This window comes from Kitasatospora sp. NPDC056783 (assembly GCF_042789895.1).
In the GTDB taxonomy this organism is placed as follows: domain Bacteria; phylum Actinomycetota; class Actinomycetes; order Streptomycetales; family Streptomycetaceae; genus Kitasatospora.
In genome coordinates, this window is sequence record NZ_JBHUAF010000097.1 from 1 (window position 1) to 25077 (window position 25077).

26 protein-coding genes and 1 pseudogene are annotated in these 25077 nt (G+C 73.7%); 13 read left to right on the plus strand and 14 right to left on the minus strand.

Features of this window, described 5'->3' with window-relative positions; genetic code table 11:
* Positions 1-227: 227 nt before the first annotated feature.
* The 8 genes from ACFRMQ_RS16630 to ACFRMQ_RS16665 form a co-directional block, all read right to left on the minus strand.
* Positions 228-806 (minus strand): hypothetical protein, encoded by a 579-nt coding sequence (locus ACFRMQ_RS16630; RefSeq protein ID WP_380731179.1) that lies wholly within the window; start codon positions 804-806, stop codon positions 228-230.
* A 189-nt stretch (positions 807-995) separates the two neighbouring features.
* The gene (locus tag ACFRMQ_RS16635) at positions 996-1925 is read right to left on the minus strand and encodes an ABC transporter substrate-binding protein (protein ID WP_380731180.1); all 930 of its coding nucleotides are present in this window, start codon (positions 1923-1925) and stop codon (positions 996-998) included.
* 53 nt (positions 1926-1978) lie between these two features.
* Positions 1979-2656: an ABC transporter permease gene (locus ACFRMQ_RS16640; protein WP_380731181.1), complete on the minus strand. Its 678-nt coding sequence runs from the start codon at positions 2654-2656 to the stop codon at positions 1979-1981.
* Positions 2653-3324 (minus strand): ABC transporter permease, encoded by a 672-nt coding sequence (locus tag ACFRMQ_RS16645; protein WP_380731182.1) that lies wholly within the window; start codon positions 3322-3324, stop codon positions 2653-2655. Before ACFRMQ_RS16645 ends, ACFRMQ_RS16640 begins: the two co-directional genes overlap by 4 nt.
* Positions 3311-4468 (minus strand): ABC transporter ATP-binding protein, encoded by a 1158-nt coding sequence (locus ACFRMQ_RS16650; RefSeq protein ID WP_380731183.1) that lies wholly within the window; start codon positions 4466-4468, stop codon positions 3311-3313. The genes ACFRMQ_RS16645 and ACFRMQ_RS16650 overlap by 14 nt, the downstream gene beginning before the upstream one ends.
* A gap of 261 nt (positions 4469-4729) precedes the next feature.
* Entirely contained in the window at positions 4730-5116 is a 387-nt protein-coding gene (locus tag ACFRMQ_RS16655; RefSeq protein WP_380731184.1) for a rhodanese-like domain-containing protein, read from the minus strand.
* Complete coding sequence (locus tag ACFRMQ_RS16660) at positions 5110-5787, minus strand: cysteine dioxygenase (RefSeq protein WP_380731185.1); 678 nt, start codon at positions 5785-5787, stop codon at positions 5110-5112. Before ACFRMQ_RS16660 ends, ACFRMQ_RS16655 begins: the two co-directional genes overlap by 7 nt.
* A 196-nt stretch (positions 5788-5983) precedes the next feature.
* Positions 5984-6061, minus strand: a complete 78-nt coding sequence (locus ACFRMQ_RS16665; RefSeq protein ID WP_107054354.1) for a putative leader peptide — start codon at positions 6059-6061, stop codon at positions 5984-5986.
* Between the two features lie 375 nt (positions 6062-6436).
* Here ACFRMQ_RS16665 and ACFRMQ_RS16670 point away from each other — a divergent pair, with 375 nt between their 5' ends.
* The 3 genes from ACFRMQ_RS16670 to ACFRMQ_RS16680 all read left to right on the plus strand — a co-directional run bounded on the left by ACFRMQ_RS16670 (position 6437) and on the right by ACFRMQ_RS16680 (position 9848).
* Complete coding sequence (locus ACFRMQ_RS16670; RefSeq protein WP_380731186.1) at positions 6437-7279, plus strand: nitrilase-related carbon-nitrogen hydrolase; 843 nt, start codon at positions 6437-6439, stop codon at positions 7277-7279.
* A gap of 11 nt (positions 7280-7290) precedes the next feature.
* A complete protein-coding gene (gene hydA, locus ACFRMQ_RS16675; protein ID WP_380731187.1) occupies positions 7291-8721 on the plus strand; it encodes a dihydropyrimidinase in 1431 nt (476 codons plus the stop codon).
* A 113-nt stretch (positions 8722-8834) separates the two neighbouring features.
* Entirely contained in the window at positions 8835-9848 is a 1014-nt protein-coding gene (locus ACFRMQ_RS16680) for a TIGR03842 family LLM class F420-dependent oxidoreductase (protein WP_380731188.1), read from the plus strand.
* A gap of 227 nt (positions 9849-10075) precedes the next feature.
* Here the strand turns inward: ACFRMQ_RS16680 and ACFRMQ_RS16685 are convergent, their stop codons facing one another.
* Positions 10076-11320, minus strand: coding sequence for a glycosyltransferase (locus ACFRMQ_RS16685; protein WP_380731189.1), 1245 nt, complete (start codon positions 11318-11320; stop codon positions 10076-10078).
* A gap of 193 nt (positions 11321-11513) precedes the next feature.
* Here ACFRMQ_RS16685 and ACFRMQ_RS16690 point away from each other — a divergent pair, with 193 nt between their 5' ends.
* Together ACFRMQ_RS16690 and ACFRMQ_RS16695 are read left to right on the plus strand one after the other, a co-directional pair.
* The gene (locus ACFRMQ_RS16690) at positions 11514-11780 is read left to right on the plus strand and encodes a GlsB/YeaQ/YmgE family stress response membrane protein (protein ID WP_380731190.1); all 267 of its coding nucleotides are present in this window, start codon (positions 11514-11516) and stop codon (positions 11778-11780) included.
* 207 nt (positions 11781-11987) lie between these two features.
* Complete coding sequence (locus ACFRMQ_RS16695; RefSeq protein WP_380731191.1) at positions 11988-12254, plus strand: GlsB/YeaQ/YmgE family stress response membrane protein; 267 nt, start codon at positions 11988-11990, stop codon at positions 12252-12254.
* Positions 12255-12337: 83 nt separating this feature from the next.
* Here ACFRMQ_RS16695 and ACFRMQ_RS16700 read toward each other — a convergent pair whose 3' ends face one another.
* The 4 genes from ACFRMQ_RS16700 to ACFRMQ_RS16715 all read right to left on the minus strand — a co-directional run bounded on the left by ACFRMQ_RS16700 (position 12338) and on the right by ACFRMQ_RS16715 (position 15380).
* Positions 12338-13264, minus strand: a complete 927-nt coding sequence (locus ACFRMQ_RS16700; RefSeq protein WP_380731192.1) for an ADP-ribosylglycohydrolase family protein — start codon at positions 13262-13264, stop codon at positions 12338-12340.
* Positions 13265-13426: 162 nt separating this feature from the next.
* Positions 13427-14014: a TetR family transcriptional regulator gene (locus ACFRMQ_RS16705; protein WP_380731193.1), complete on the minus strand. Its 588-nt coding sequence runs from the start codon at positions 14012-14014 to the stop codon at positions 13427-13429.
* A gap of 169 nt (positions 14015-14183) precedes the next feature.
* Positions 14184-14486, minus strand: coding sequence for a GNAT family N-acetyltransferase (locus ACFRMQ_RS16710; protein WP_380731194.1), 303 nt, complete (start codon positions 14484-14486; stop codon positions 14184-14186).
* Positions 14487-14534: 48 nt separating this feature from the next.
* Positions 14535-15380, minus strand: coding sequence for a class I SAM-dependent methyltransferase (locus ACFRMQ_RS16715; RefSeq protein WP_380731195.1), 846 nt, complete (start codon positions 15378-15380; stop codon positions 14535-14537).
* A gap of 294 nt (positions 15381-15674) precedes the next feature.
* On the opposite strand from ACFRMQ_RS16715, the gene ACFRMQ_RS16720 reads away from it, so the two are divergent.
* The 8 genes from ACFRMQ_RS16720 to paaE all read left to right on the plus strand — a co-directional run bounded on the left by ACFRMQ_RS16720 (position 15675) and on the right by paaE (position 24602).
* The gene (locus tag ACFRMQ_RS16720; protein WP_380731196.1) at positions 15675-17153 is read left to right on the plus strand and encodes a histidine kinase; all 1479 of its coding nucleotides are present in this window, start codon (positions 15675-15677) and stop codon (positions 17151-17153) included.
* Entirely contained in the window at positions 17150-17809 is a 660-nt protein-coding gene (locus ACFRMQ_RS16725; RefSeq protein WP_380731197.1) for a response regulator, read from the plus strand. The genes ACFRMQ_RS16720 and ACFRMQ_RS16725 overlap by 4 nt, the downstream gene beginning before the upstream one ends.
* Before the next feature lie 806 nt (positions 17810-18615).
* Positions 18616-20256, plus strand: coding sequence for a M20 family metallopeptidase (locus ACFRMQ_RS16730; protein WP_380731198.1), 1641 nt, complete (start codon positions 18616-18618; stop codon positions 20254-20256).
* Positions 20257-20568: 312 nt separating this feature from the next.
* Complete coding sequence (gene paaA, locus ACFRMQ_RS16735; protein WP_380731203.1) at positions 20569-21552, plus strand: 1,2-phenylacetyl-CoA epoxidase subunit PaaA; 984 nt, start codon at positions 20569-20571, stop codon at positions 21550-21552.
* Positions 21549-21866 (plus strand): 1,2-phenylacetyl-CoA epoxidase subunit PaaB, encoded by a 318-nt coding sequence (paaB, locus tag ACFRMQ_RS16740; protein WP_380731199.1) that lies wholly within the window; start codon positions 21549-21551, stop codon positions 21864-21866. Before paaA ends, paaB begins: the two co-directional genes overlap by 4 nt.
* 13 nt (positions 21867-21879) lie before the next feature.
* Positions 21880-22809, plus strand: coding sequence for a 1,2-phenylacetyl-CoA epoxidase subunit PaaC (gene paaC / locus ACFRMQ_RS16745; RefSeq protein ID WP_380731200.1), 930 nt, complete (start codon positions 21880-21882; stop codon positions 22807-22809).
* Positions 22803-23387 (plus strand): 1,2-phenylacetyl-CoA epoxidase subunit PaaD, encoded by a 585-nt coding sequence (gene paaD, locus ACFRMQ_RS16750; RefSeq protein WP_380731201.1) that lies wholly within the window; start codon positions 22803-22805, stop codon positions 23385-23387. The genes paaC and paaD overlap by 7 nt, the downstream gene beginning before the upstream one ends.
* Positions 23388-24602 carry a 1,2-phenylacetyl-CoA epoxidase subunit PaaE gene (paaE, locus tag ACFRMQ_RS16755; protein WP_380731202.1) on the plus strand — a complete coding sequence of 405 codons (1215 nt, stop codon included), beginning with the start codon at positions 23388-23390 and terminating at the stop codon, positions 24600-24602.
* Positions 24603-24605: 3 nt separating this feature from the next.
* On the opposite strand, the pseudogene ACFRMQ_RS16760 reads toward paaE, so the two are convergent.
* A pseudogene (locus ACFRMQ_RS16760) lies at positions 24606-25077 on the minus strand (pyridine nucleotide-disulfide oxidoreductase); the annotation flags it as partial.

A 25077-nucleotide genomic window follows, 5' to 3' on the forward strand; every position in this document is an offset into this window, starting at 1 on the left:
GGGGGGGGTGTCGCGCGGGTCGGGGGGGCGGCCCGGGGGGCGGGCGACGGGGTCGGCAAACTAGAGGGCGGGGGCCGCCCCCCCTCGGAAGGGGCGCGGCCACGGTGGCCCGGCGCTCAGGACACCGGGCGGTCCATGGTGTCGCGGAACATGGTGTCGCAGGACATGGTGCCGCAGGAACCGGCGCCCTGGCACCAGGGCGTCGGCGCCACGGCGCGCGGGACGGATCAGCGCGCCGGCGGGCAGAGCGTGGCGAGCAGCGCCTCGTTGATCTTCGCGGCGGCCTCCGCGCCGAAACCCTGCGGGTGGTCGGCGGAGGTGAAGCGCTGGTTGGCCAGATCGGCCAACTTCTGCTTGTCCTTGGGGAACTGGTACATCGACTGGCACTGGCTGCGCGCCCGGTCCACGGCCTGGTCGGGCTTGCCGCCGACGATCGCCGGGTCGATCGCGTCCAGCGCGGCGACCAGCTTGGCCGTCAGGTCGGTACCCGGCTTGGTGGGAAGTCCGGCGTCGGCGGGCGGGGCGGGTTTGGCCGGCGCCGGGGCTCCCGAAGCGCCGGCGTCGGGGGCGGGTGCGCCGGTGGCGCCGTCGGCGGTGGAGGCTGCCGGGTCGGGCGCCGGTGCGGCGGGCGTGGTGGCGCCGGGCGCGGTGGCGTCGCCGGAGGGCGTGGCGGCCGAGGTGGCGGAGGTGGTGGGGGAGCCCGCCGCGGAGGTGGCCTTGTCCGAGCCCGCCCCGGAGCTGGAGCAGGCAGCGAGGCTCACCGCGGCGAGTGCCGTGAGGGTGGCGGCGAGGAGACGAGTGCGCATGGCGCTCAGAGTGTCATGTTCGCGGCATGGAAGGGAAGGTCCCTCCGGCGGGGGGAAGGATCTCCGCGACGGCGGGCGGCGGCCCGGAGGAAGCTCCTCCGGGCCGCCGCGTTCACGTCCCCCGCCGTCGAGCAGCGGCCGTCGAGCTGCGGTCCCCGACCCCGGCCGTCGGACCTCGGACCTCGGCGGTCAGCCGAGACCGTTGGACTTCAGCCAGTCCTTGGCGACCGTCGACGGGTCCTCCTTGTCCACCGACACCCGCTTCATCAGCGCCGTCAGCCCGGCCGTGTCGAGCTTGGCCGACACCGCGTTGAGCGCCGCCGTCGCGGTCGCGTCCACGCCTGCCTTGTTGACCAGCGGGGTGACGTTCTGCGCGCCGAAGATGTCCTTCGGGTCGGCCAGCGGGACGAGCTTGTACTGGACGATCTTCGGGTCGGTGGTGAACACGTTGCCGACCTGGACGCTGCCGTCCTTGAGCGCGTTCGCGGTGGCGTCGCCGGTGGGCTTCCACTCCTTGAAGGTCAGCCCGTAGACGTCCTTGAGCTGCTGCTCGCGGCGGCTCTTGAACTCCGGGGGCCCGCCGATGGTGAGCTCGCCCGCCTTGGCGGCGAGGTCGGCGATGCTCTTGAGGCCGTACTTGTCGGCGGTCTCCTGGGAGACGCTGAGCGAGTCCTTGTCCTCGGCCGGGGAGGAGTCGAGGATGCCCAGCGTGGCCGGCAGCGTCTTGGTGAGGGCCGCGTTCACGTCCTGGGTGGTGACGGCGGTGGTCTTGGCGTCCAGGTAGGCGAGCAGCGAGCCGTTGTACTCCGGCAGGACGGTCAGGTTGCCGCTCTGCAGCTGCCCGTAGAGCACCTCGCGGCTGCCGATGTTGAACTTCTCCTCGACCTTGACGCCCTTGGCCTTGAGCGCCTGCGAGTAGATCGAGCCGAGCAGGACGTTCTCCGGGAAGTTCGCCGAGCCGACGACCACGGTCGACCCGGAACCGCCCGAACCGCCCGCGGAGGTCGTGGCGCTCGGACCCCCGCCGAGCGGGTTGTCGCCGGAGGAGCCGCAGGCGGTGGCGCCGAGGGCGAGCGCGGCGAGGGTGCCGAGGACGACGGCACGGCGGCTTCTCTGCATTGTCGACATGGTGACAGATGTCCTTCCGGGGTGGGAGGGGAGGGATGAGGGGTTCAGTGGGCCCGCCGCTGGGCGCGCACCCCGGCCGGGAGCGCGAACCGGGCGAGCAGGGCGAAGAACAGCTGAGCGGCGACCGCGAGCAGCACCACCAGCAGCGCGCCGCCCACCGTCACGGCGTACTGGCGGGTCGCCAGTCCGTCGATCACGTAGCGGCCGAGTCCGCCGAGTCCGACGTAGGCGGCCACCGTGGCGGTCGCGATCACCTGGACGGTCGCGGTGCGGAAGCCCGCCAGCAGCGTCGGCGCGGCCGAGGGCAGGCAGACCTGCCACAGCACCTGCGGGTGGGTCAGCCCGATGCCGCGCGCCGCGTCCCGGACGTCCGGGTCGGTGCCGCGCACCCCCTCGACGGCGGCCACCAGCAGCGGTGGCGCGGCGAGCGCGACCAGCGGGATCAGGACGGCGGTGTCGCCGACTCCGGCCAGCAGCACCGCCAGCGTCACCAGACCCAGGGTGGGCAGGGCGCGGGCGGCGCCGGCGAACGCGGTCACCACGGTGACGCCGCGCCCGGTGTAGCCGATCAGCAGCCCGAGCGGGACGGCGACCAGCGTCGCGAAGAGCAGGGCCTCGCCGGAGAACAGCAGGTGCTCGGAGACCCGGTGGACGATCGAGTCCGGCCCGCTCAGGCGCTCCGGCGCGGTGAAGAAGTCGCTCAGCCAGTCCAGCCAGTTCACGAACCCGCTCCCTTCTCCCGGACGGCCCAGGGCGCGAGCAGTCGCCGGGCGGCCACCAGCAGCAGGTCGACGGCCAGCGCCAGGACGGCGATCAGCACGATGCCGGCCACGATCGGGGTCGGGAAGGTGCGCTGGAAGCCGTCGATGAACAGGTAGCCGAGCCCGCCGCGCCCGACCAGCGCGCCGACGCTCGCCAGCGAGATGCTCGACACCGCCGCGACGCGCAGACCGGCGATCAGGTACGGCACGGCGGCGGGCAGCTCGACCGAGGTCAGCCGGTGCCACGGCCCGTACCCCATCGCGGTGGCGGCCTGCCGGACGGCGTCCGGGACGGCGCGCAGCCCGTCCACGGTGGTCGGCAGCAGCACGGCCAGGGCGTAGAAGGTGAGCGGGATCATCACGGTCGCCTGGGTGGCGAGGCCGGTGTACGGGATCAGCACCACGAACACCGCCAGCGAGGGCAGCGCGTAGACGATGTTGAACACCGCGGACAGCGGTTGGTACAGCCGGGGGAAGCGGGCGCAGGCCAGGCCGAGCGGGACGGCCAGCAGCAGGCCGATGAGTACGGGGACGAGGGCGATCACGGCGTGGTCGGCGAGCAGGTGGCCGAGGTAGCCGACGTGGTCACCGATCCAGTACCAGCGGACGATCGGTTCATCGTCCACCATCGGCTCCGTCCGTCCGCTCCTCCGCGTCGGGCCCGGCCGTGGCATCGGGCTTGACCGTGCTGACGGTCCCGTCGGCGTCCGGCGAACCGGAGACGCTCGGCGAACCGGAAGGGCCGGGCCGGAGCGCGGCGAGGACGGCCTCGCGGCTCGCGGTGCCGGTGGCCCGGCCGTCGGCGTCCAGCGCGACCGCGACGCCGGCGGGGGACAGCACCGCCGCGTCCAGCGCGGTGCGCAGGGTGTCGGTCTCCGGGCGGAAGCCGGCCACCGGGTGCGGCTCGGCGCTGACGGCGTCGCGGTCGATCCAGCCGATCGGGCGGCGCTCGTCGTCCAGGGCCAACTCCCAGCCGCCGTAGCGGAGTCCGCCGGCCAGCGGGCGGAGCCCGACGGTGCTCGCGGGGCGCAGGCCGAGGCCGCGCAGGCCCCGGTCGCGGCCGAGGAAGGCGGCCACGCCCTCGTCGGCGGGAGTGGTGAGCAGCGTGTGCGGGTCGGCGAGTTGGGCGATCCGGCCGTGCTCGCGCAGCACCACCACCTGGTCGCCGAGCCGGACGGCCTCCTCGATGTCATGGGTGACGAACAGCACCGTCTTGTGCAGCTCGGACTGGAGCCGCAGCAGTTCCTCCTGGAGCCCGGCCCGCACCACCGGGTCGACCGCGCTGAACGGTTCGTCCATCAGCAGCACCGGCGGGTCGGCGGCGAGCGCGCGTGCCACGCCGACCCGCTGCTGCTGGCCGCCGGACAGCTGGAACGGGTACCGCTTGGCGGTCTCCGGTGCGAGTCCGACCAGTTCGAGCAGTTCGGCGGCGCGGGTGCGGGCCTTCTTGCGGTCCCAGCCGAGCAGGTAGGGGACGGTGGCGATGTTGTCGATCACCTTGCGGTGCGGGAAGAGTCCGGCCTGCTGGATCACGTATCCGATGCCGCGACGGAGCTTGGCGGGTTCCAGCTCCGCGACGTCCGTGTCGTCCAGCAGCACCCGGCCCGAGGTGGGCTCGACCATCCGGTTGACCATGCGCAGCAGGGTGGTCTTCCCGCAGCCGGACGGCCCGACCAGGACGGTTATCCGTCCGGTCGGGACCTCCAGGTCCAGGCCCTCGACGGCGATGGTTCCGTCGGGGTGGCGCTTTCCGGCGCCCTCGAATCTGATCACAGGGAGTTTCCTCGTCAGGGCGCCCCGGGGAGGCGGCGCCTGGGTCGGTCGTCGTTCGGTTCTCTCGGCGGGTCGGCGACGAACCGCCGCCGCGGGTGGTCGCGGTGCTGGTCGGACTCGATCGTCCGGGCGTTCCTCCGCCCGCGTGGCTGCCCGGCTTCGGACCGGCGGAAACTCTGATCAGACTATGACCTACATCATTCTCTGTCTCTGATTTACCGTCCGGCGCGCACGTCAGGGGCGGACTTCGTCAGGCGGGGCTCAGCCGCTCTGACGGGTCGGCAGGCCGACGGCCGCCCAGCCGACGAAGCCGCCGTCCAGGTCGGTCGCCCGGTGCAGCCCCAGCTCGCGCAGCGAGGCCGCGGCCAGGCTGGAGGCGTAGCCCTCGGAGCAGACCACGATCACCTCGACGTCGTAGCCCGAGGCCTCGGCGATCCGGTGACTGCCCGTCGGGTCGAGCCGCCACTCCAGCACGTTGCGTTCGATGATCAGCGAGCCGGGGATCTCCCCTTCGGCCGCCCGCTGCGCCGCCGGACGGATGTCCACCAGCAGCGCGCCGTCCAGCTGGGCCTGGTAGGCCTCGCGGGCGCGCGGTCGGTGGACGCCCTCCCGGGCGCGCTCCACCAGGTCGTCGATCGTGGTCACCATTGCTCCGGTCCTTCCTCCGAGGTGCGGACGAGCCCACCGGCTCGCAGGTCGTAGTGCGCCATCGAGCTCAGCGGCGGCGAGTAGGCGTGCAGGGTGACGGCCGGGCCGACGGCGGTGTTGCGCACGTCGTGCACGTACTCGGGGCCGAAGGCCCGGGTGGTGCCGGCCGGGATCCGGCGGATCAGCAGACCCTGATCGGGGCCGCCGAGGGACAGCTCCTCCAGCTCGCCGAGTGCGACGGTGAAGGCGCCGCGCGAGCCGCCGTGGTCGTGGAAGCCGGTGGACTGGCCGGGCAGCCAGCTGATCAGCCACACCTCGTGGTCCTCGTCGGCGGCCAGCCGCCGGTACCAGCGCTCGTCGGTCGAGAGGCGGACGTGGTGGATCCACTCCTCGGGCCGCTCGGCCAGCTCGCGGACGATGGTCCGCAGGGTGCCGGGGGTGAGCGGGGCGCGGGTGTCCCCGGTGGGCGGTGTGGGTGGTGGCTCGGGGGCGCTCGCCGGGCTCCCGGGTGCGGCGTCGTTCGTGGGGTTGTCCGTGAGGTCGGCGGTGGCGCCGGCCGTGACGCCGTTCGTGGGGCCGGGTGTGGCGGTGGCGGTGGCGGTGGCGGGCGTGGTGGCGGTGGTGCCCGGCGTGGTGGCGGGATCGGTGGTCGGACTCGGGCTCAGGCTCATGAGGGCGTCCTCGGGTGCGGCGGGAACGTCGGGGATGGCGCCCGGCGTCCGACGGCGGTGAACGGGCGCGGGCCGGCGGAGCGGCCCGGCACGCACGGGTGCGCCGGGGCGGGGCGGGAGTCAGGACTGCGGGTGCGGGTGCGCGGCGCGGGCCCTGGCAGACGTCACAGGGCGGGACCGGCGGGGAAGGACAAGGTCAACAGGCACAGATGGAACTCGCCTGGCGTCGCAGATCGACGTGCAGGCGGCAGACCAGAGTGGCGCCGGATTCCATGTGCCGGATCTTTCCCGAGCGAACCTGGCGAAGTCAAACCGGGGCGGTGGTGGCCGGCGGCCCGGGTGGCCGGTTCCCGCCGCCGTCATCGTGGCTGCCCGTTTTCACTCGGACGAGTAAGCAGGGAACCCCCGGGGTACATGAACCTCCCATCGCACCCGGGGCCGCCCGCGTGTCCGCGCGACGAGATCGCCTCGGACGCGTTCGCACCAACGTATTGTCAGGCCACCGAGGCCGGGCCTACGGTCTAGAGATCGCTTTCTACGCACGTAGATCCTGCGGTTCCCCGAGCGGGACCCGCCGGTGAGACCCGCCCCGTCAACCCTCGACCGCGGGCCGACCGCACGGCCGGACCGCGGAGTTGCGGAGGTACCCATGTCGCAGATCGTCCGTGCCGCGCTCGTCCAGACCCGCTGGACCGGTGACCAGGAGAGCATGATCGCCCTCCACGAGGGGTACGCCCGCGAGGCCGCCGCCCAGGGCGCGCGGATCATCGGCTTCCAGGAGGTCTTCAACTCCCCGTACTTCTGTCAGGTGCAGGAAGCCGAGCACTACCGCTGGGCCGAGGCCGTCCCGGACGGCCCGACCGTGAGCCGGATGCGCGACCTCGCCCGCGAACTCGGGCTGGTGATGGTCGTCCCGGTCTACGAGGAGGAACAGGCCGGGGTCTACTACAACACCGCCGCCGTGATCGACGCGGACGGCAGCTACCTCGGCAAGTACCGCAAGCACCACATCCCGCAGGTCAAGGGCTTCTGGGAGAAGTACTACTTCAAGCCCGGCAACCTCGGCTGGCCGGTGTTCGACACCGCCGTCGGCAAGATCGGCGTGTACATCTGCTACGACCGCCACTTCCCCGAGGGCTGGCGCGCGCTGGGCCTGGCCGGCGCGCAGATCGTCTACAACCCCTCCGCCACCAGCCGCGGCCTGTCCGGCTACCTCTGGCAGCTCGAACAGCCCGCCGCGGCCGTCGCCAACGAGTACTTCGTCGCCGCGATCAACCGTGTCGGCACCGAGGAGTACGGCGACAACGACTTCTACGGCACCTCCTACTTCGTGGACCCGCTCGGCCGGTTCGTCGGCGACGTCGCCTCCGACAAGGAGGAGGAACTCGTCATCCGCGACCTCGACCTCGGCCTGATCGAACAGGTCCGCCGGCAGTGGGCGTTCTACCGGGACCGCCGACCCGACGCCTACGGACCGCTCGCCGAGGCGTGAGGAACCGGGCGATGACCACCCGCGACCCGCACCGGCGCACCGTCGTCCGCGGCGGCCTCGTCATCACGGCCACCGAGGAACTCCACGCCGACGTCCTGATCGAAGGCGAGCACGTCGCCGCCCTCGCCGCCACCGGCAGCCACGCCGCCGAGGCCTGGACCGCCGACACCGTCATCGACGCCACCGGCCACTACGTCATCCCGGGCGGCGTCGACGCCCACACCCACATGGAGCTGCCGTTCGGCGGCACCGCGGCCTCCGACACCTTCGAGACCGGCACCCGCGCGGCCGCCTGGGGCGGCACCACCACCATCGTGGACTTCGCCGTCCAGCCGGTCGGCGGTTCGCTGCGCGAGGGCCTGGACACCTGGCACGCCAGGGCCGAGGGCAACTGCGCCGTCGACTACGCGTTCCACACCATCGTCTCCGACGTCAACGACGGCGTGCTGAGGGAGATGGACGCCCTCGTGGACTCCGGCGAGTCCACCTCCTTCAAACTGTTCATGGCCTACCCCGGCGTCTTCTACAGCGACGACGGCCGCATCCTGCGCGCCATGCAGCGCGGCGCCGTCAACGGCGGGCTGATCATGATGCACGCGGAGAACGGCATCGCCATCGACGTCCTGGTGGAACAGGCGCTCGCCGCCGGGAAGACCGCCCCCCGCCACCACGGCGAGGTCCGCCGCGAACTGCTGGAGGCCGAGGCCACCCACCGGGCGATCAAGCTGGCCCAGGTGGCCGGCAGCCCGCTCTACGTGGTGCACGTCTCCGCCGCCGCCGCGCTCGCCGAACTCGTCCGGGCGCGGGACGACGGCCACGCCGTCTTCGGCGAGACCTGCCCGCAGTACCTCTTCCTCTCCACCGACAACCTCGCCGAGGAGGGCGCCGACGGCTTCGAGGGCGCCAAGTACGTGTGCAGCACGCCGCTCCGGCCGCGCGAGCACCAGGAGGCGCTCTGGCGCGGGCTGCGCACCAACGACCTCCAGGTGGTCTCCACCGACCACTGCCCGTTCTGCTTCGCAGGCCAGAAGGAGTTGGGCCGGGGCGACTTCTCGAAGATCCCCAACGGCCTGCCGGGCGTCGAGAACCGCATGGACCTGCTCCACCAGGCCGTGCTGGACGGGCACATCAGTCGGCGCCGCTGGATCGAGATCGCCTGCACCACCCCGGCGAGGATGTTCGGCCTGCACCCGCGCAAGGGGACCATCGCCCCGGGCGCCGACGCCGACCTGGTGGTCTACGACCCCACCGCGGTGCGGACCGTCTCGGCCGCGACCCACCACATGAACGTGGACTACTCGGCCTACGAGGGCCGCCGACTCACCGGCCGGGCGCGGACGGTGATGTCGCGCGGCACCGTCGTGCTGGACGACGGCGACTGGCTGGGGCGGGCCGGCCACGGCACCTTCCTGCGCCGGGACACCTGCCAGTACCTGGCCTGAGCCCTTCGCGCCCCTTCGAGCCCTTCCCGCCCTTTCCAGCCCTTTCCTGCCCCCTTCGCGATCCATGCCATCCGTGCGATCCATCGGCCCGACCCCCCTGCCTGGAGCCCCTCATGGACATCGGCCTCGTCCTGCAGACCGACCCGCCCGCCCGACTCCTCGTCGACCGGATGATCCGCGCCGAACGGGCCGGGTTCAGCCACGGCTGGACCTTCGACTCCTGCGTGCTGTGGCAGGAGCCCTTCGTCGTCTACAGCCGGATCCTCGCCGAGACCGAGCGGCTGACCGTCGGCCCGATGGTCACCAACCCCTCCACCCGGACCTGGGAGGTGACCGCCTCCACGTTCGCCACGCTCAACGACATGTACGGCAACCGGACGGTGTGCGGCATCGGCCGCGGTGACTCCGCCATGCGGGTCGCCGGACGGCGCCCCGCCACCCTCGCCCGGCTCTCCCAAGCCATGCACGCCATCAAGGAGTTGGCGGAGGGGCGCACCGCCGAGGTCGACGGCACCGAGATGCGTCTGCCGTGGGTGCGGCCCGGCGCGGCGCTGCCGATCTGGATGGGCGCGTACGGCCCGAAGGCGCTGAGCCTCACCGGGCGCCAGGCGGACGGCTTCATCCTCCAGTTGGCCGATCCCTACCTCACCGAGTTCATGGTCAAGGCGGTGCGGAACGCCGCCGTCGAGGCCGGCCGGGACCCGGACTCGATCACCATCTGCGTCGCCGCCCCCGCGTACGTCACGGCCGACGACTCGCCCGAGGCGCTCGCCCACGCCCGGGAGCAGTGCCGCTGGTTCGGCGGCATGGTCGGCAACCACGTCGCCGACCTGGTCAGCCACTACGGCGAGCACTCCGACCTGGTGCCGGAGGCGCTCACCGACTACATCAAGGGCCGCCAAGGCTACGACTACAGCCACCACGGCCGGGCCGGGAACCCGGACACCGCCTTCGTCCCGGACGAGATCGTGGACCGCTTCTGTCTGATCGGCCCGGCGCAGGCGCAGCGGGCCCGACTGGCGGAGCTCCGCTCGCTCGGTGTCGACCAGTTCGCCGTCTACGCCATGCACGACGCCATCGAGAGCACCATCGACGCCTACGGGACGGACGTCATCCCGCTGCTGTGATGCCCCGTTCGTGGCACCGGTTGTGACGCCCGGCCTGATCCGGCCCGTGACCTCACCCGCGGCGGGCGGGAGTTGCCCATGACCGACACCGGGACCGGTGGCGGCAGGCAGTCGCAGCACCCCGGCGGCCGGGTCGAACTCGGTGGCGGTGGTGGCGGTGGGCGGTGGGCAGCGAACAGATGACAGATTTCGAAATCTGTCATCTGTTCCCTGTCGTCTGTCCTCCGTCAGCCGTTCGGAGACGCCCGTTCGACGGCGGTGAGGACCTTGGCCGCGCCGTCCTCGGCGGCCAGGGCGACGGCGACGGCCTGGGCGCGGGTGCGGTAGCGAGGGTCGTCGAGAGCTTGGCGGAGGGCGGCGGCGAGGCGGGCGGCGGTGAGGGAGCGCAGCGGGACGGGGCCGGGGGAGACACCGAGCCTGGTCAGCCGGGCGGCCCAGAACGGTGCGTCGAGTTGGGCGGGGACCGGAACGGCGGGAGTCCCGGAGCGCAGGGCGGCGGCCGTGGTGCCGGCACCCGCGTGGTGGACGACGGCGGCCGTACGGGGGAAGAGCCACTCGTGCGGGGCGTCGCCGATGGTCAGGACGGTGTCCGAGTCGTCGGCGGCCAGATCGCTCCAGCCCGCCTGGAGGAGGAGCCGTACCCCGGCGGCGCGGGCCGCGGCGAGGATGGTCGCGGTGAGCCGCTCCGGGTCGGGGACGACCAGGCTGCCGAAGCCGACGAAGACCGGTGGTGGTCCGGCGGCGAGGAAGTCGAGCAGCCGGTCCGGGGGTTGCCAGTCGGGCCGTTCGGCCGGCCACCAGTAGCCCGCGACGTCCAGCCCGGGGTGCCAATCAGCGGGGCGTGGCACCACCAGTGGCGAGAAGCCGTGCAGGACGGGGTGGTTGCGGCGGTCGCGGGCGACGCCGGCCGGCGGTAGACCGAGTCGGCGGCGCAGCCCGTGGACGGCCGGGGCGAACAGCTGGTCCGTCGAGGCCTGGGTGGCGTGTCCTGCCAGCAGGTTGCCGACCGGGCCGAGCGAGCGGATGCCGGTGACGGCGGGCGGGAACTCCCGGGTGGGCGCCAGGGGTTGGAGGAACACCCCGATGCTGGGGATGTCGGCCGCCTCGGCGACGACCTGTCCGAGCGGGCTCGTGCTGTTGGTGGTCAGCAGCAGGTCGGCGCCAAGGGCCGTGGCGTCGGCGATTCCGTCGCCGAGCGCGGGCATGAATCTCCGTGCCAGGCGCAGGAGTTGCAGGAGGGCGCCCGGCCCTTTGCCCGCCCGTAGCAGGCGCTGGCCCTCGGTGGAGGCGAGTTCGGCGCGCGGGTCGACCGGCAGCGGACGGAACTCCAGGCCTGTGGCCCGGACCGACTCGGCGAAGGTGCCGTGGGTGGCGACGGCCACCTGATGTCCGGCCGCCCGCAGGCGGACGCCGAGACCGGTGAGGGGTGCCACGTCGCCCCGGGAGCCGGCGGCGGCGATCAGGATGCGCATGGCCGCAGTATTTCCGTGTGGGCGGTTTCCGGGAAGGACGCCGCGCACGAGGCGTCCCGGTCGCCGCGGCGACCGGCGGCAGGATTCGAACGCCGTCGCGCGGTCGCCGGAACCGGGTGGCGGGCGGTCGTCGTCCTTGCGGGCAGAGCGGACGGGACGGGGCCCGTCGCGCCTCGACCGGAAGGGATGGCGGATGGGCATCGTCGCGTGGATCGTGCTGGGTCTGCTGGCGGGTGGGCTGGCCAAGCTGCTGCTGCCGGGGAAGGACCCGGGCGGCCTGATCGTGACCACTCTGATCGGCATCGCCGGGTCCTTCGTCGGCGGCTGGATCGCGTCGCACTTCATGCACCGCTCGGTCACCGCGCACTTCTTCGACGCGGCGACCTGGGTGTCGGCGATCGGCGGTTCTCTGGTGCTGCTGATCGTCTACCGGCTGCTGTTCGGCAACTCGCGGAGCTGAAAGGCGGGTTGACCATGCTCCCGGCGACCGGGAGCATGGGGGGAGGCGGCCGGCGGGGATGTCCGCCGCAGGGAGCGGCGGCCGTTGGGCGGCTGGTTCGAACCGGTCCCCGTGGTCGCCGGAAACGGCGCGGGGGCCTCGGACGTCCTTCCGGTCGGACCCTTGGTGTCGATGGGGTCGTCACACCGATGACGCAGGGGGCGGCGGATGAGCTGGATGGAGTGGATCGTGCTGGGCCTGGTGGCGGGGACGCTGGCCAGGATGGCGATGTCGGGGCGGGGCGAGCGCGGTCTGATCGGGAGCACCCTGATCGGCATCACCGGCTCCTACGTCGGCACCTGGATCGTCTCGCACTGGATGCACGGGGCGGTGCGGCCGCGTTTCCTCGACGTGACGACCTGGGTGTCGGCGATCGGCGGCGCGGTGGTCCTGCTGTTCGCCTACCGAGTGCTCCGCTTCGTCGCCCGGCGCTGATCGCGCCGGGCGCGCCGTCCGCGCCGTCCGTGCGGAGGGCGAGGAGGGCGTAGAGGGTGCCGAGCGCCCCGCGTGCCCGGCCGTCAGCCGGAGGAGGCGGCCTGGACCGCCTCGGTCACCCAGTCCGGCAGTCGCTCGCGCGCGGCGAGCCAGCCGGCCGGGACGTCCTCCAGCCCGGTCCGGGCGGCTACCACACCGGCGGCGATGGCGCAGGTGGTGTCCTTGTCGCCCCAGCCTTCCAGGGTGTGCCAGATGGCCTCCGGGAGCGAGTCCAGGTGCCCGGCGGCGGACCAGAGGGCGAACGGCACCGTGTCCGGGGCGGAGATCATCGCCCCCGAGCCGAGCACGTTGGCGGCGTGCCGGACGCTGGTGTGCTCGGGCAGCCGGGAGGCGATCCGCAGTCCGGAGCGGACCTCGCCGTCCGGCAGCCGTCCGGCGACCTCGGCCAGCAACTCGGCCCGGCCGGGCGGGTTCTGGCCCCGGCTCCGGACGGCCAGAGCCGCGGCGAGCGCGACCGCCACCGCGCCGGCAACCGCCTCCGGATGGAAGTGTGTGACGCGCGCCTGGAGTTCGGCTTGCCGGGCCACCGTGTCGAGGTCGTCGGCGAACCAGGCCCCCAGCGGAGCGACCCGCATGGCGGCGCCGTTCCCGTACGAGCCCTGGCCCTCGAACTGGCTCGTGGTGATGGCGCGCCAGTCCCCGCCGGCGCCGATCCCGCGCAGCACCCGATGCATCGACGGGCCGTACTTGCGCCCGTACTCACGGGTGTACTCGGCGGCGAACTCCCGGGCGAGTGCGTCCGGTCGGACCTCGCCGGTATCGAGCAGGTGGCGGACCAGCACGAGCGCCATGGCGGTGTCGTCGGTCCAGTGCCAGGGCGCGGGTCGGGCCAGGCGGGCGGCCAGTGCCGCGGGCGCCTCGTCCAGCGGGACCGAGAACCAGCGGTCTCCGAAGGCGTCGCCGAGGGCGAGCCCCTCCAGGCTGTCCAGGACCGGACCGGCCGCACACATGTCATCCTCCAGGTGAGATCAACTGTGTGTGGCAGTCTGCCGGACGGCCGGGGCGCCGGCGAGCGGATTTCCCTCCGCCGGCCGACGCCCCTGGTGGGGCCGGCGGTCACTCCGCCTGCCTCGCCCCGTGTGCCTCGGTCCGCCTGTGGCACTTCGCCCGCGTCACTTCGCCTTCAGGCCGCCGAGGACGAGCTTCCAGACGGCCTCGAAGCGGTCGTCGATGCCGGGGCCGGACCAGGTGGACGCGTAGGCCGGGTCGTGGAAGGGGCAGGTGGCGTCGAAGACGGCGCGAGCGGTGTTCCGGATGTGGGCGAGCTTGAACTCCTTGCGCTCCGTGCCGTCCGCGACGATCTCTGAGATCTGGTCGACCAGTGTGTCGATGTGGGCGGCTACCAGGGCGCTGTTCTCCTCGACCAGCACCACGTAGGTGGCGAACAGCTCCGGGTCGTCCAGCGCCTTCTTCCGCTTGGCCGCGAACAGGGTCGTCAGCCAGTGGTGCAGCCGCTCGGAGGCGGGGTTGCCGTCGGTGGAGATGGCCGCCAGTTCGAAGTGCGCCTGGTCGAGCCAGCGCCGGGTGACCGCCTCGCGCAGCGCGGCTTTGCTGGGGAAGTGGCGATAGACGCTGCTGTGGCTGACGCCGAGGACGCGGGCGACGTCCACGACGGAGGCCTTGGCCGGGCCGAACCGCCGGAGGACGTCCTCCGCCGCGATCAGGATCTGCTCGGCGGTGAGTGCGGTGTCCGTGGTCACAGGTGGTCCGTCCTCGGGGTCGGGCGGTGGGGTCGAGTGTGCCACTATGACACGACAGCGAACAGAATTCAAAATCTGTTCGCTGTCGTCTGTCATCTGAAAGTTGAAATCTGTCGATTGTCATTTGTTCGGACAGCCGACAGCTCTCCGGGCGGCCCGCCCGCGGCCGTCAGTCGGCGACCCGACTGCGGTTCTCGTACGCGAGGTCGGCGTACTCGGGGTGGCGGAGCATCCAGCCCTTGATGAAGGGGCAGGTGGCCAGCACGGCCAGGCCGCGAGCACGGGCGTCGTCCAGGGCGGCCCGGGCCAGGGCGCTCCCGATGCCCCGGCCCTCGAAGGCGGGGTCGACCACCGTGTGCGGGTAGACCACCAGATGCTCGCTGCGCAGGTACTCGGCGAAGCCGGCCGGCTTGTCGTCCTCCCAGGCCTCGAAGCGGTTCCGGGCTTCCACGTCACGTACCGAGAGGGTCATTGCGGCTCCTCGCTGCCGGAGAGTCGGGCCGGGTCCGGCCCCGGTCCATCATCGAGCGCCCGAGGCTGTCCCGTTCGTCGACTCGCCTGTCGATCCGCCCGTTGGCTGCTCCGTCGCCTTGCCCGTCGCGCTCGCCTCGCTTGTCGCGCCCGGCGGTGCGGCGGCGACGCTCCCGGCCGGAGTCCAGGTCTCGCGCCCGCCCGGGGCCCGGAGCAGGTAGGCGCGGGCAGGCGGCACATTGCGCCACACCGTGCGCTCGCCCAAGCCGTACGCCGCCTCGAACCGACGCAGCAGTCGCACCACCGCGCGGTGGCGGACGCCCCGGCGGGGGCTCGCCGTGAGGGTGCGCGCCGTCGTCGTACCGAGGTACCCGAAGTACGTCAGCTCGCCGCCGGGTGCCAGCAGCCGCAGGTAGAGCTCGAGGATGTCGCGGACCTGCGCGGGATCGAAGTTGGTGAACGGCAGCCCGGACACGATCACGTCGTACCGCTGCGAGCCGTCCTCCGGCAGCTCCTCGACCCGGCAGGCCGACAGCCGCAGCCCGACCCCCGGGTGGCGCGCGGCCAGCACCGGATCATCCCGCAGGCGCTCGGCGAACCGTGGGTTCGCCTCGACGACGTGCAACCGGTCGCCCGGGCGCAGGACTTGGGCCAGTCGGCGGGTCACCACGCCGGTGCCGGCCCCGACCTCCAGCACCGAGATCGGACGGTTCGGGCGGCTGGTGACCGGCACCGCCAGCGCGTTCACCAGCTCCGGGCCGCTCGGGGCCAGCGCGCCGGTGTCGTGGAAGGTGCGCAGGGCCTCTGCGAGGAACAGCAGGAGGTCTCCGCCGGCGGGCGAACTGTGCCGGGGGGCACGGAAGTCGGGGCTGCGGCGCAGGCGTTCGTTGGTCATGCCATCGACGCTAGGCAGAGCCGGGCCGCCGTGAATCGGCCGGTCAGCGGCGCGCATCCCCGACGAAAGTCGAGGGTGCGGTCACCCGTAGGACGGGGGCGTTCCGAGGCCGGTGACCCCTAGCATCGAGCCCGGGAGCCGGACGACGGACACGGGGCGGTGAACGAGGGCCGAGGGGCGAAGGGCCGAGGGCCGAGGAACAAGAAGCAGCAGGCAAGGGCGAACAGGCGGCACGCGGCGCAACGCGCGACGTGCGCGCGGAAGGCCTTCGGAGCGAGGAAGAGGGGGAACGTCATGCGCGGGAGCCTGCTCGGCTGGTACGGCCCGGACCGCCGTCCCTGGAGCGAGACACTGCTGCTGCTCGGTGTGCTCGCCCTCGCCACCGAGGAAGCCCTGTTCCAGTGGACGCACTCCGACGGTCCGCTGCGTCTGCCGCGCACGGTCCTCGTCGCGCTCGCCTCCCTCTCGCTGCTCTTCACCCGCCGCTACCCGGTGGCCTCGGCCGTGCTGCCGGTGCTCACCGGTGGGCTGTTCAACCGGGCCTACCCCGGTCTGTTCAGCGTCTTCCACCTCGCTCACCTCGGCCGGACCGGCCCGGCGATGGTCTGCGGCGCGGTCATCGCGGTGGTCAGCGCCGCGGGTGCGGACTCGCTGGTCGGCTGGGCCGGCACCACCGGATCCCAACTCATCGTCCAGGCCGCCACGTTGGCGGTCGGTCTCTGGCTGCACGGCAGACGGGTACTGATCCGCACCCTGCACGAGCAGGTCGACGCGCTACGCCGCGAGCGCGAGCTGCGCGCCGAACAGGCCCGGGCCGCCGAACGCGCCCGGATCGCCCGGGAGATGCACGACGTGCTGGCCCACCGCCTCAGCCTCCTGGTCCTGCACGCCGGGGTCCTGCGGGACCAGGCCCGGGCCGGTACCGTCGCCGCCGATCCGGACCGGCTCACCCACCGCCTCGAACTGCTGCGCACGACCGCCGCCCGTTCGCTCGACGACCTGCGCGATGTCCTCGGCGCGCTGCGGGCCGATCCGCCGGCGGCCCGGCCCGCCGCGGGGACCGACCCGTCCGGGCCCGTGGGCGCCGCGCGCGTCCCGGCGCCCGCCCTGCGTGACCTCACCGAGCTCGTGGGCGAGGCGACGCAGGCCGGGCAGCAGGTCGAACTCGCCCTCTCCGGAGACCCCGAGACCGTTCCGACCACCCACCGCCTGGCCGTGCACCGGCTCGTCCAGGAGGCGCTCACCAACGCCCGAAAGTACGCCCACGCCGCGACCGTCACCGTTCGGGTCGGCTACGGGGCGCCGGCGACGACGGTGGAGGTCCGCAACGGCCCCGGCGAGGCCCCGCCGGAGGGGCAGGGCACCGGTGGCGGGTACGGGCTGGTGGGGCTGGCCGAACGGGTCGGCGCCCTCGGCGGCCACCTCGACACGGGACCGGACGGCAGCGGCGGCTTCCGGCTCTCCGCCCGGCTGCCCGCGCCGGACCGTCCGCCGCAGACGGTGTCCGGGTCGGCTCCGCCCGAGCCGACTCCCGGCCGTGGCGACGGCCCGCCCCCGCGGCCGGGGCGAGTGACACCGCCGCGGCCGGGGCAAGGGACGCCGGGGGCACGGCAGTCGCAGGAAGGGACACAGGGAGCGCGAGGGGTGCAGATGCCGAAGCAGTCGAAGCAGCCGAAGTCGGCCGGGCCACCAGGGCAGGCGCCGGACCGACCGGGACAACCGGAACGGCAGCCGAACCGGCGGCCGACGCAGACACCGAAGGACACCGCATGATCCGGACGATGGTGGTCGACGACGACGCGCTCGTCCGACTCGGCCTGGTCGACCTCCTGGCCCAGGACCCTGAGCTCACGGTGGTCGCCGAGGCCGCCGACGGGCTGCAAGCCGTCGAACTCGCGGGCAGCCGGCGGATCGACGTCGCGCTGATGGACATCCGGATGCCCCGGCTCGACGGCATCGCCGCCACCCGACGGCTGCGCGAACTCCCCGACGGTCCACGGGTCATCGCCCTCACCACCTTCGACCTGGACGAGTACGTGTACCAGGCGCTCGCGGCCGGGGCGGACGGCTTCCTGCTGAAGGACACCCCGCCCGCGGAGATCGCCCGGGCCGTCCACGTCGTCGCCGGTGGGCAGGGGATGCTGCATCCGGCGGCCGCCCGCCGGCTGATCGACCGCTACCACCGGGCCGGGGCACCCCGGTCGCTGGCCGCCCGCAACCGGGTCGCCGGGCTCACCCCGCGTGAGACCGACGTGCTGCGCGAGCTCGCCGACGGGCTCTCCAACGCCGAGATCGCGGGCGTGCTCGGGATGCGCGAGAGCACCGTCAAGGCGCACGTCAGCCGGATCCTGACCGGTCTCGGCGTCGTCAACCGGGTCCAGGCGGCCCTGCTCGCACGCGATGCCGGCCTCGTCGGCGACGCCGGCTGAGAGGGGGGCGGCCGGGGCCGGCCGCGCTCGGCGCCGGACCACCAGGGCCGCCGTACCCGCGGCCGTTCCGCTGCGCCCGGCCGTTCCGCTGCGCCCGGGCGGCAGCCGGGGCACGGCGGGGCTCGGCGGGGCTCGGTGGGGCTCGGTGGGGCACATGGGGGTTCGACGAAGCACGGCACCGCCCGCTGTTCACACGGTCGTTCCCCGGACGTCGCCTTGGAGTCGGGGTGGCCGTCGAACCGGGCTTCCCTGAGCCGCCGCGTGCCCCCGGTTCGTATCGCCTGCTGAGCGGCTGTCACCCATCCGGCGTGGAAATGACGCGCCTTGGCCGTTTGCGCTGCCGAACTCGGGCGGCGGGTCCATGGTGGAGATGGGCGCGATCCGGCGACCGCGTCCGCGCGCCGATCCAGGCCCGCGCGCTGAGAGCCCGTGCCGATCGCGGACGGGCGGCGTCCGAAGCGGGGCCCGGTACCGGCACGCTGGGAGCAGGGCCACCTCGCAGGAAACCGAACGGTTCTTCTAGGCTCACATCTCGGCTTCCTGCGGCGGTCCGGCTACTGCGCCCGCCGTCAGGAGGCCGCCGTCCACGGGGCTCCGGGCGGACCGGGGCCACCGGATCGAGCGAGGAGGACACCGATGCCAAGCACTCCGCCCAGCCGTGCCACCGTAGTTGGGCCACATGGGCCGAACCGCTGGGCCGTCCATCATCCCGGACGACTGGTGCGGTTCGGCTGGGCCTGGTGCCCGGGAGGGGCGGGCCGGCCGGTACGGCCGCTGAATACCGGCGGCGGCCGCGGAGGCGAGCGTTGAGTCCCCAGATCGTCGGGTCGCCCGCCGTGCCGGGCGCCGCGGCGGAACCAGACCCGGTCCCGTCCACCGTCCCGGCCGCCACCGAAGGTGAGGCCCAGGCCGTCGTCGCCGGGGCCACCACCACCGCCACCTCGGCCACGGCCACCTCGGCCACCTCGGCCACCGGCGCCGCTGCCGGGGGCGCGGCAACGGCCACCGCTGCTCCGACCGGCGCTGTCGCTGCCGTCCCCCAGGCAGGCGCGGCAACCGCCGGTGCGGTAGCGCCCGGCGCGGTGAAGGCCGCCGCGGCGACGACCGTTGTCGCCAAGGCCGCGGCCGCGCAATCCGCGCTCAAGAAGTCCGCCCTCACCAAGACCGTCGCCGCGACGAGTGCGGTGGCGAAGGCCGCGGCGGCGGCGAACGTCGTCGTGAAGAGCACGGCACCACCGGCTCCGCCGGCCACCGCCGGACCCGCCACCACCACGGCGCTGCCCGGCGTGCCACAGGCGATCAGCACCCGCGCGCGGACCCTCGCCGGCGCGGTCCGGCGCCGCTGCGCGGACCTGGCGAGGATCGAGTCGCCGAGCGGGGACGCGCCCAGACTGAACGCCCTGGCCGAGGATTTGGCCGACGGCTTCCGCGCCACCGGCGCCACCGCCCGGCGGGAACCCGGACCGGTCGGGGACCACCTCGTGCTGGACTGGGAGGGCCGGGACGAGTCCTTGCCGCACCTGCTGATCGTCGGGCACCACGACACCGTCTGGCCGGTCGGCACCCTCACGGACTGGCCGGTGACCGAACAGGACGGCCGGCTCACCGGCCCCGGCGTGGTCGACATGAAGGGCGGACTCGCCATCCTGGAAGGCGCGTTGGCGCTGCTCGCGGACCTGGGCGAGCGTCCGCACCGGGCGGTGCGCCTGGTCGTGGTCTCCGACGAGGAGGTGGGCAGCCCGGACGGGCGGAACCTGGTCGAGCGCCACCTGCGGGGCGCGGTGGCGGTGCTGGGGCTCGAACCGCCGCACCCCGACGGCCGGTTGAAGACCGCGCGGCGCGGCAGCAGCCGGGTGCGGCTCACCGTGACCGGCCGCGAGGCGCACGCGGGAAACGACGCCCACGACGGGGTGTCCGCGGTCGACGAGCTGGTGGACCAGCTGGTACGGGTGCGCGACCTCGCCGGTCAGCCCGGAACCGAGCTCAACGCCGGTCGGATCAGCGGGGGTTCGCGTGCCAACGTGGTCGCCGGCCGGGCCGAGGCCGAGCTGGGCCTGCGGTTCGCCACCGTCGAGGCGCAGCGCCGCACGCTCGACAACCTGGCCCGGCTCACCGCGCTGCGCCCGGGTGCCCGGGTCCGTACGGAGGTGCTGTCCAGCCGTCCGGCCTGGCCCGAGCGGACCGGCAACCCGCTGCTGCGGCACGTGCGTTCGCTCGCCGCGGTGCTGGGTCAGCAGTTGGACGGCGCCCCGGCCGGCGGGGCGGGGGACACCAACCTGCCGGGCTCGCGCGGGCTTCCGACCCTGGACGGCTTCGGCGCGGTGGGCGCCGGGGCCCATGCCCGGCACGAGTACATCCGGCTGGACCAGATCGCACCCCGGATCGCCCTGCTGGCAGCGCTGCTCGCCGTGCCGTTGCCGAGGCTGCGCGACCGCGGAGAGGGGTGAGGGGGTCGGAGGGGGGAAGCGAGAGATGAGCCGCTGACGGCCGACGGATAACAGAAGACAGCCGACGGATAACAGCTGACAGATTCTGAAATCTGTCAGCTGTTATCCGTTATCTGTTATCCGCCCACACGCCTTGCCATCCCTCCGCCCCGCCCCGCAGAATGGTACCGACCGAACGGTCAGTCGGTTGGCCGGTGCCCGAGTCGACACCCTGCCGGGGCCCGACCGCGCAGAGCCGACCGAGCAGGGCCGACAGAGCAGCAGGGCAGCAGCCGGAGCAGGACACGAGAGGGGACCGTGGTGACAGCAGAGGTGGCCGAGGCGGTCCCCGCGCAGACGCCGGAGGACCGGTTCGAGGCGGTCGTCGCCGCCGAGCAGCGGATCGAGCCCAGGGACTGGATGCCCGACGCCTACCGGGCCACCCTGATCCGCCAGATCGCCCAGCACGCCCACTCCGAGATCATCGGCATGCAGCCCGAGGGCAACTGGCTGACCCGGGCCCCGTCCCTGCGCCGCAAGGCCATCCTGCTCGCCAAGGCCCAGGACGAGGCCGGCCACGGCCTCTACCTCTACGCCGCCGCCGAGACCCTCGGCGTCGACCGCGCCGAGCTCACCGAGAAGCTGATCTCCGGCCGCCAGAAGTACTCCTCGATCTTCAACTACCCGACCCTCACCTTCGCCGACGTCGGCGTGATCGGCTGGCTGGTGGACGGCGCCGCGATCTGCAACCAGGTCCCGCTCTGCCGCTGCAGCTACGGTCCGTACGCCCGCGCGATGGTGCGGATCTGCAAGGAGGAGTCCTTCCACCAGCGCCAGGGCTACGAGCTGCTGATGACGCTGATGCGCGGCACCGAGGCCCAGCGCCGGATGGTCCAGGACGCGGTGGACCGCTGGTGGTGGCCGTCCCTGATGATGTTCGGCCCCCCCGACGCCGACTCGCCGAACACCGCCCGGTCGATGGCCTGGCGGATCAAGCGGCACAGCAACGACGAACTGCGTCAGCGCTTCGTCGACATGACCGTCCCGCAGGCCGAGCACCTGGGCATCACCCTCCCGGACCCCGAACTGCGCTGGAACGAGGACCGCGGCGGCTGGGACTTCGGCGAACCGGACTGGGCGGAGCTGACCAGGGTGATCCACGGCCAGGGCCCCTGCAACACCCAGCGGATCGACCGCCGCCGGGCCGCCCACGAGGACGGTGCCTGGGTGCGCGAGGCGGCCGCCGCCTACGCGGCCAAGCGCACCGCGGAGCAGGACGCCCGGCAGCCCGCCACGGAACAGGAGAACGGAAAGTGACCGAGCCCCAGAGCGCCACCCCGGCCGGGTCCAAGACCGGCTGGCCGCTGTACGAGGTGTTCGTGCGCCCCCGGCGCGGGCTGAACCACGTCCACGTCGGCTCGCTGCACGCCTCCGACGACCGGATGGCCCTGCTCGCCGCTCGCGACCTGTACACCCGCCGCAACGAGGGCGTGAGCCTCTGGGTGGTCCGCTCCGACGCGATCACCGCCTCCACGCCGGACGAGCGCGACCCGTTCTTCGAACCCAGCGGCGACAAGGTCTACCGCCACCCGACCTTCTACGACATCCCCGAGGATGTCCCGCACATCTGACGGGGGAGCCACCGTGCACGACCACACCACGTCCACCACCACCGGCCCCGGTGCCGTCCCGGGTGAGGACGACCACGTCTACCTCGGCCTCGCCGACGCCGCCCCCGGCCCCGAGGGCGAGGGCCGCTGGGCGTACGGGACGGGCTTCGCAGACCCGCTGCTCGGCGTGGACACCGCCCTGCCGACCGGCCTGGACGGCGCCGACCTCGCCGCCTACTGCCAGATGCTGGGCGACGACGCGCTGGTCCTCTCCCAGCGGCTGATCGAGTGGTGCACCCGGGCGCCCGAGCTGGAGGAGGAGGTCGCGCTCGCCAACCTCGGCCTCGACCTGCTCGGCCAGGCCCGCCTGCTGCTCACCCGGGCCGGCCAGGCGGACGGCACCGGCCGCGGTGAGGACGACCTGGCGTACTGGCGCGAGGAGCACGAGTTCCGCAACGTGCGCCTGGTCGAGACGCCGAACGGCGACTTCGCGTACTCGATCGCCAGGCTGCTGCTGTTCTCCACGGCGCGCGGCGCCCTGTACGAGGCGCTGAGCGGGCACCCGGACCCGGTGCTGGCCGCGGTGGCCGCCCGGGGCGTCAAGGAGCTGGCGTACCACCGGGAGTACGCCACCGCCTGGACGCTGCGTCTCGGCGACGGCACGCCGTACTCCGCCGAGCGGATGCGGGCCGGGCTGGACGCCGTCTGGCCGCTGCTGGAGGAACTGTTCACGGCGCACCCGGTGGAGCTGCGGGTGGGCGTCAACCCGGCGACCCTGCGCGAACCGGTGCTGGGCTCGCTCACCGCCGTCCTCGCCGAGGCCGGGCTGACGGTGCCGGACGTACCGCCGCTGGCCACCGTCCTCGGCCGGGCCGGCCGCGACGGCGTGCACACCGAGGCGCTCGGCCCGCTGCTCGCCGAGTTCCAGGTGGTGGCCCGGGCCCACCCGGGGGCGACATGGTGACTGGCACGGCGGGCGGGACGGGCACGGCGGGCGGGACGGGCACGGCCGGCCCCACGACCCGTGACCTGGCCTGGGCGGTCGCCGCGGCCGTCCCGGACCCGGAGCTGCCCATGCTCACCCTGGCGGACCTGGGCGTCCTGGCCGAGGTCGAGGCGGACGGCGCCGACGGCACGGTCACCGCCTGGCTGACCCCGACCTACTCGGGCTGCCCGGCCGTCGCCGAGATGGCCGCGGACGTGGACCGCCGGTTGCGCGCGGCCGGCTACCCGGACGTCCGGGTGCGGCTGCGGCTGGACCCGCCGTGGTCCACCGACCTGATCACCGCGGAGGGCCGCCGCAAGCTCTCCGAGGCGGGCATCGCCCCACCGCGGCCCACCGCCGCTGCCGGGGCCGGCCCGGTGGCGCTCAGCCTCGGCCCGACCCGGACCGGGACCGCGATCACGTCGGTGGCCGTGCCCTGCCCGCACTGCGGCGGCACCGACACGGAGGAGCTGTCCCGCTTCGGCTCCACCGCCTGCAAGGCGCTCTGGCGCTGCCGTGCCTGCCGCGAGCCGTTCGAACGCGTCAAGGAGATCTGAATGCCCGCCGCCGCTGTCGGTCCCACCGCCGCCGCTCCCGCCGCTCCCGCCGGCCCCGCCGCTCCCACGGCTTCCGCAGCCGACACCGGGTCCGTCCCGGGAGGCGAGGCGTCCTCCGGCATCCGCCCGGCCCGCCGCCCGAGCTTCCACCGGCTGCGGATCGAGCGGGTCGAGCGGCTCTGCGAGGACGCCGTCGCGGTGACCTTCGCGGTGCCGGACGGGCTGGCGCGGGAGTACGCCTTCCGCCCCGGGCAGACCCTGACCGTGCGCAAGCTGGTGGACGGCGCCGACGAGCGCCGCTCCTACTCGATCTGCTCCCCGGTCGGCGGGCCGCTGCGGATCGCCGTCCGGGAGGTGCCCGGCGGGCTGTTCTCCCGCTGGCTGGTGCGCGAGGCCCGGCCCGGCGAGGAGGTGGAGGTCCTGACACCGTCCGGCCTGTTCACCCCGGAACTCGGCGTCCCCGCCGACCACGTGCTGCTGGCGGCCGGATCCGGCATCACCCCGATGCTGTCGATCGCCGCCTCCGTGCTGGCCGCCGACCACAGCTCCACCGTCACCCTGCTCTACGGCAACCGGCGCAGCGACACCGTGATGTTCGCGGACGAGCTGGCGGACCTGAAGGACCGCTACCTCGGCCGCTTCCAGCTGGTCCACGTGCTCTCCCGGGAGACCAGGGACGCCGAGCTGCTCAGCGGCCGGCTGGATCCGGACCGGGTACGGGCACTGCTGGCGGCACTGGTGGACGTCGGGAGCGTCGGGCACTGGTGGCTGTGCGGACCGTTCGGCATGGTCGCCGGGGCGAAGGACCTGCTCGCCGAGCTGGAGGTACCGGGCGAGCGGGTGCACCAGGAGCTGTTCCACGCCGAGGACGAGCCGCTTCCGGAACGGGACGAGGACTGGGACCGGACGGACGGCTCCTCCGGCACCCCGGCGGGCGCGCACAGCGAGGTCACCGTCGTCCTCGACGGCCGCGGCGGCACCCTCTCCCTCCCGCGCGACCGTTCGATCCTGGACGGTGCCCAGCGCTCCCGCCCCGACCTGCCGTTCGCCTGCAAGGGCGGTGTCTGTGGCACCTGCCGCGCCCTGGTCACCGAGGGCGAGGTGGAGATGCGCCGGAACTTCGCGCTGGAGGAGAAGGAGCTGGCCGCCGGGTACGTCCTCACCTGCCAGGCCCGCCCGGTCACCGACCGGGTGACCGTCGACTACGACCGGTGAGCCTCAGACGGCGGTCGGCTCCCGTACCGGGGCTCCGCCCGCGGGGGTCGCGAGCGCCGGGTCCCCGAGCGTCGGGTCCCCGAGCAGCCCGACCAGGTCGTTGACGGCCGCGCGTCCGGCCCGGTTGGCGCCGACGGTGCTGGCGGACGGGCCGTAGCCGACCAGGTGGACGCGGGGGTCGGCGGTGGCGCGGGTGCCGGAGAGCGCGATGCCGCCGCCGGGGGAGCGCAGCCCGAGCGGGGCGAGGTGGCCGACCTCGGGCCGGAAACCGGTCGCCCAGATGATCGCGTCCACCGCCAGCTCCTCCTCACCCCAGGCGGCCCCGTGCTCCGTCAGCCGGTCGAACATCGGCCGGCGGTGCAGCGCGCCCAGTTCCTCGGCACGCCGGAGGGCGGGGGTCGGGCCGAGCCCGGTCACGCTCACCACGCTCAGCGTCGGCAGGCCCTGCCGGACCCGCTCCTCGACCTCGGCGACC

What these genes read in the sequence shown, in the direction of transcription:
- ACFRMQ_RS16630 (WP_380731179.1), bottom strand. Translation starts at nt 806, where the DNA reads ATGCGCACTCGTCTCCTCGCCGCCACCCTCACGGCACTCGCCGCGGTG.
- ACFRMQ_RS16635 (WP_380731180.1), bottom strand. Translation starts at nt 1,925, where the DNA reads ATGCAGAGAAGCCGCCGTGCCGTCGTCCTCGGCACCCTCGCCGCGCTC.
- ACFRMQ_RS16645 (WP_380731182.1), bottom strand. Translation starts at nt 3,324, where the DNA reads ATGGTGGACGATGAACCGATCGTCCGCTGGTACTGGATCGGTGACCAC.
- ACFRMQ_RS16655 (WP_380731184.1), bottom strand. Translation starts at nt 5,116, where the DNA reads ATGGTGACCACGATCGACGACCTGGTGGAGCGCGCCCGGGAGGGCGTC.
- ACFRMQ_RS16660 (WP_380731185.1), bottom strand. Translation starts at nt 5,787, where the DNA reads ATGAGCCTGAGCCCGAGTCCGACCACCGATCCCGCCACCACGCCGGGC.
- ACFRMQ_RS16665 (WP_107054354.1), bottom strand. Translation starts at nt 6,061, where the DNA reads ATGGAATCCGGCGCCACTCTGGTCTGCCGCCTGCACGTCGATCTGCGA.
- ACFRMQ_RS16670 (WP_380731186.1), top strand. Translation starts at nt 6,437, where the DNA reads ATGTCGCAGATCGTCCGTGCCGCGCTCGTCCAGACCCGCTGGACCGGT.
- hydA (WP_380731187.1), top strand. Translation starts at nt 7,291, where the DNA reads ATGACCACCCGCGACCCGCACCGGCGCACCGTCGTCCGCGGCGGCCTC.
- ACFRMQ_RS16680 (WP_380731188.1), top strand. Translation starts at nt 8,835, where the DNA reads ATGGACATCGGCCTCGTCCTGCAGACCGACCCGCCCGCCCGACTCCTC.
- ACFRMQ_RS16685 (WP_380731189.1), bottom strand. Translation starts at nt 11,320, where the DNA reads ATGCGCATCCTGATCGCCGCCGCCGGCTCCCGGGGCGACGTGGCACCC.
- ACFRMQ_RS16690 (WP_380731190.1), top strand. Translation starts at nt 11,514, where the DNA reads ATGGGCATCGTCGCGTGGATCGTGCTGGGTCTGCTGGCGGGTGGGCTG.
- ACFRMQ_RS16695 (WP_380731191.1), top strand. Translation starts at nt 11,988, where the DNA reads ATGAGCTGGATGGAGTGGATCGTGCTGGGCCTGGTGGCGGGGACGCTG.
- ACFRMQ_RS16700 (WP_380731192.1), bottom strand. Translation starts at nt 13,264, where the DNA reads ATGTGTGCGGCCGGTCCGGTCCTGGACAGCCTGGAGGGGCTCGCCCTC.
- ACFRMQ_RS16710 (WP_380731194.1), bottom strand. Translation starts at nt 14,486, where the DNA reads ATGACCCTCTCGGTACGTGACGTGGAAGCCCGGAACCGCTTCGAGGCC.
- ACFRMQ_RS16715 (WP_380731195.1), bottom strand. Translation starts at nt 15,380, where the DNA reads ATGACCAACGAACGCCTGCGCCGCAGCCCCGACTTCCGTGCCCCCCGG.
- ACFRMQ_RS16720 (WP_380731196.1), top strand. Translation starts at nt 15,675, where the DNA reads ATGCGCGGGAGCCTGCTCGGCTGGTACGGCCCGGACCGCCGTCCCTGG.
- ACFRMQ_RS16725 (WP_380731197.1), top strand. Translation starts at nt 17,150, where the DNA reads ATGATCCGGACGATGGTGGTCGACGACGACGCGCTCGTCCGACTCGGC.
- paaD (WP_380731201.1), top strand. Translation starts at nt 22,803, where the DNA reads ATGGTGACTGGCACGGCGGGCGGGACGGGCACGGCGGGCGGGACGGGC.
- paaE (WP_380731202.1), top strand. Translation starts at nt 23,388, where the DNA reads ATGCCCGCCGCCGCTGTCGGTCCCACCGCCGCCGCTCCCGCCGCTCCC.